Source organism: Streptomyces sp. NPDC006265, assembly GCF_040613555.1.
Classification (GTDB): Bacteria; Actinomycetota; Actinomycetes; order Streptomycetales; family Streptomycetaceae; genus Streptomyces.
This window is the reverse complement of record NZ_JBEXSH010001023.1, coordinates 1-2,923: the sequence shown is the minus strand read 5'-3', so window position 1 is coordinate 2,923 and position 2,923 is coordinate 1. Positions and strand designations below refer to the sequence as shown.

Annotated in this window: 2 protein-coding genes and 1 pseudogene; 2 read left to right on the top strand and 1 reads right to left on the bottom strand. The window is 70.5% G+C overall.

Features of this window, described 5'->3' with window-relative positions:
- Window positions 1-294: 294 nt before the first annotated feature.
- Together ABZ281_RS44550 and ABZ281_RS44545 are read left to right on the top strand one after the other, a co-directional pair.
- A complete protein-coding gene (locus ABZ281_RS44550) occupies window positions 295-1,692 on the top strand; it encodes a hypothetical protein (protein WP_356664002.1) in 1,398 nt (465 codons plus the stop codon).
- A gap of 153 nt (window positions 1,693-1,845) precedes the next feature.
- Complete coding sequence (locus ABZ281_RS44545) at window positions 1,846-2,646, top strand: GNAT family N-acetyltransferase (RefSeq protein ID WP_356664000.1); 801 nt, start codon at window positions 1,846-1,848, stop codon at window positions 2,644-2,646.
- Between the two features lie 38 nt (window positions 2,647-2,684).
- On the opposite strand, the pseudogene ABZ281_RS44540 reads toward ABZ281_RS44545, so the two are convergent.
- Window positions 2,685-2,923, bottom strand: a pseudogene (locus tag ABZ281_RS44540) (XRE family transcriptional regulator); the annotation flags it as partial.

The following is a 2,923-nucleotide window of genomic DNA, read 5'->3' as shown; positions in this document are numbered from 1 at the left end:
GCCTTGGCGTGCTCCGGCTTCAGATCGTCGGCGTTGAACGGGGCGGGGCGGGGCTCGTCATGGGCGAAGTACTCGAGCACGGGCTGGCTTTCCTTCCTGTCGTGACGCGTTTCGACGAATCGTCGGAGGGAGGAAGTTACCTGACCCGGTCACCTCTATAGGCGGATCCCGGACGACTGGCGGTGAGGTTGGCCAGAAGTAGCTGCACGAAGGGGGTTGCCGCACATGTATAAGGGAGACAGGTCTAGTGCTGCACAAAATGTGCAGCACTCGAAGTGAAACGAGGAATCAGCCTTGAGTCACGTTCTCCCGCTCGCCAACGGCCTGCGCACCGATCACCCAGTGCCAGGGCTGCCCTTCATCGACGACTCCCACATCCCGCTCGACGAGGGTCCGGAGGCCATCGAGGCCATCGGCCGCAACCGGGGCCCGGGCATGTGGGGCCGCTTCGACATGGACCGCTCCGACAAGAGCTGGCGGGCCTTCACCACCGACCCGCTCAACCACGCGCTCGGCTGGGCGGTGCGCTGCCACCCCAAGTACGGCCGGACCGTGCTGCTCGTACACGACGGCGAGACCTCCGGCTTGCACACCGAGTGGGACGGCGAGACGCTGCTGTTCCGCGCCGGCGGCTACTGGTGGAACGGGGAGACGTGGTTCCGGCCCGGCCAGGTCTGGGATCCCGTCGCGCAGGACTACGAGCGGCGCAAGGCCCGCATGGCTGTCACCGTCACCGCCGTCGACCTGCTCGACGGCCGCGCCGATGCGGCCAAAGCGTACGTCGGCAAGGTGGCCACCTTCGACCCGGAGACCGCGCGGCCGGACAACTGGCCCGACCACCTGGCGCTGTGGGCGAAGCACCACCAGGAGCAGGACGACGCCCTGCCGCTGGAGCGGTGCGTGGTCGACGTCTCAAGCCCCGAACTGACCGGGGCTCAGCTGATCGGCGCCCCGGAGATGGCGGAGCTCGGCGGCATCACCGCCTCGACGCTGCGCGCCTACATCTCGCGCGGCAACAGCGAGGTCCCGCGTCCGCAGGCCGTCATCGGCGGCCGCGACCAGTGGGCCCGGGCGGTGGCCGACGACTGGGTGGAGGCCCGCAAGCGCTCCTACACCGGGGTCGGGGAGGCGATGGCCGCCGGTGACCGCGACGCCCTCTCGCCCGGCGCCGCCGAGGTGCGCGACCGGTTCACCGCCGACTTCCAGCACGCCCTGTACGACCGGCCCGACGTCCGCAAGCGGTGGGCGCTGCGCCACCGCAACAAGGAGTCCGTCACCCAGATCGCGGGCGAACTCGCCTGGTCGGTGGCCGCCGGCCTCGACCAGATCGTCCCCACCGAACACCTCGGACGCACCGTCCGGGCCGCGGTGCTGCACGACTTCGCCGAGACCGTCGAGATGTTCGCCGACACCGAGGACGGCGACAAGGACGCCGAGGCATCCCCGCAGTGGTGGCACCTCAACCTGACGCCGTCGGTGGGCAAGATGCTTGACTGGTACATCCGCTGCTTCCCCGGCGAGGCGTACGCCACCATCGGAGAGATCCAGCGCCAGGCCCACACGACGTGGAACATGCCGGCGGCGGACACACTGAGCGCCCTGCGGTCGGCGCTCTCGCTCGACGGCGAGCTGACCGAGCAGCAGCGCGAGACGTACTTCGCCCTGCTCGAGCCGCACGAGGACACCGACTGATTCTCGCCGCCAGATACAGGGGCCGGAGCCAATGACTGTGGCTCCGGCCCCCTGCCGCGTGACTGTAGCGGGCGAATCCCGCACGGCGATGCCCAGCTCGGGGCAGGCTCGCCCTGGCCCGGGTAGACGCCCTAGCCTGCCAAGGTGACCCCGATGGACTCCGCCAACACCACCCTGGACCACGTCTGGCCCACCGAGCTGCGAACCGACCGCCTCCTTCTCCGGCCAGTCACCCACGAAGACGGACTCCTCATACAAGAGCTCCTGACCGGCGACCGTGTCCGCGCACACCTCGGCGGTCTGGTCACGCAGGAGCGCGTCGCCGCCTGGCAGGCCGCCTACCCGACGACGGCCGGCGCGTGGACTGTCGTCCGCGTCGCCGATCAGCGGCCGATCGGGCTGGTGACCATTGGCGCCGACCAGAGGTGCGAGGGCCGCGCCGAAATCTCCTACCAGCTGCTCCCCTCCGCCTGGGGCGAAGGGCTGGGCAGGGAGGCCGTCGCCGCGGCCGTCAGCTGGTGGACGGACGCCGTCCCTGGCGGTGGCCCGCTGGTCGCGGTCACCCAGAAGGCCAACCTGGCCTCGTGCCGCATGCTGGAGTCGATCGGCATGATCGTCGTCGACGAGTTCGACGAGCACGGTGCGCGCCAGTGCCTCTACACCTCCGCGGGCGACCAGGACGACAGCGACCTGCGCTGGGTCCGCCTGCTCGCCGAGCACCGTGACGCCGTCGAACGCCGCCGAGGCGCCCAGGCACGCGCGACCGAGGCCGGCCAGAACCTTCCCGACGACCTCGCGGCGCTCACACCCGACGAACTAGCCCGGCTGTGCCCCGCCCGCCACGGCGCCCACGGCCGGATCTGCGCTCGCATGGCCGCTCACCCGCCTGACCTTCACCTGGGCCGGGCGCCCGATGGCGCGTGGATCGCCTGGCTGACGACGGCTGACGCCTGACCGGTCGCCCCGGCGCGGCCAAGGGGGTTCGTCGGCGCTCAGAACTCGTCGGCGCGCAGGGGGACGAGTTCGGCGACCTCGAACTGGGTCGTCTCCGGGTGTAGTTCGAGGAAGCGGGCGATGACCTGGGCGTGCGCCTGACCGGTAAACAGGTCCAGCGCCACGGGGTCGAGGGGACCGTCGTCCAGCTGCAGGTACGTCATGGCCAGATGGGCGCCGTGGTGCAGAGCGTCTTTCTGGGTGGGGTAGGTCCAGGTGCTCAGGTAGCGTTCCGGCT

Bases quoted from the DNA above. Each gene is read 5' to 3' on its own strand.
- ABZ281_RS44545 (WP_356664000.1), top strand. From the start codon at position 1,846: ATGGACTCCGCCAACACCACCCTGGACCACGTCTGGCCCACCGAGCTG.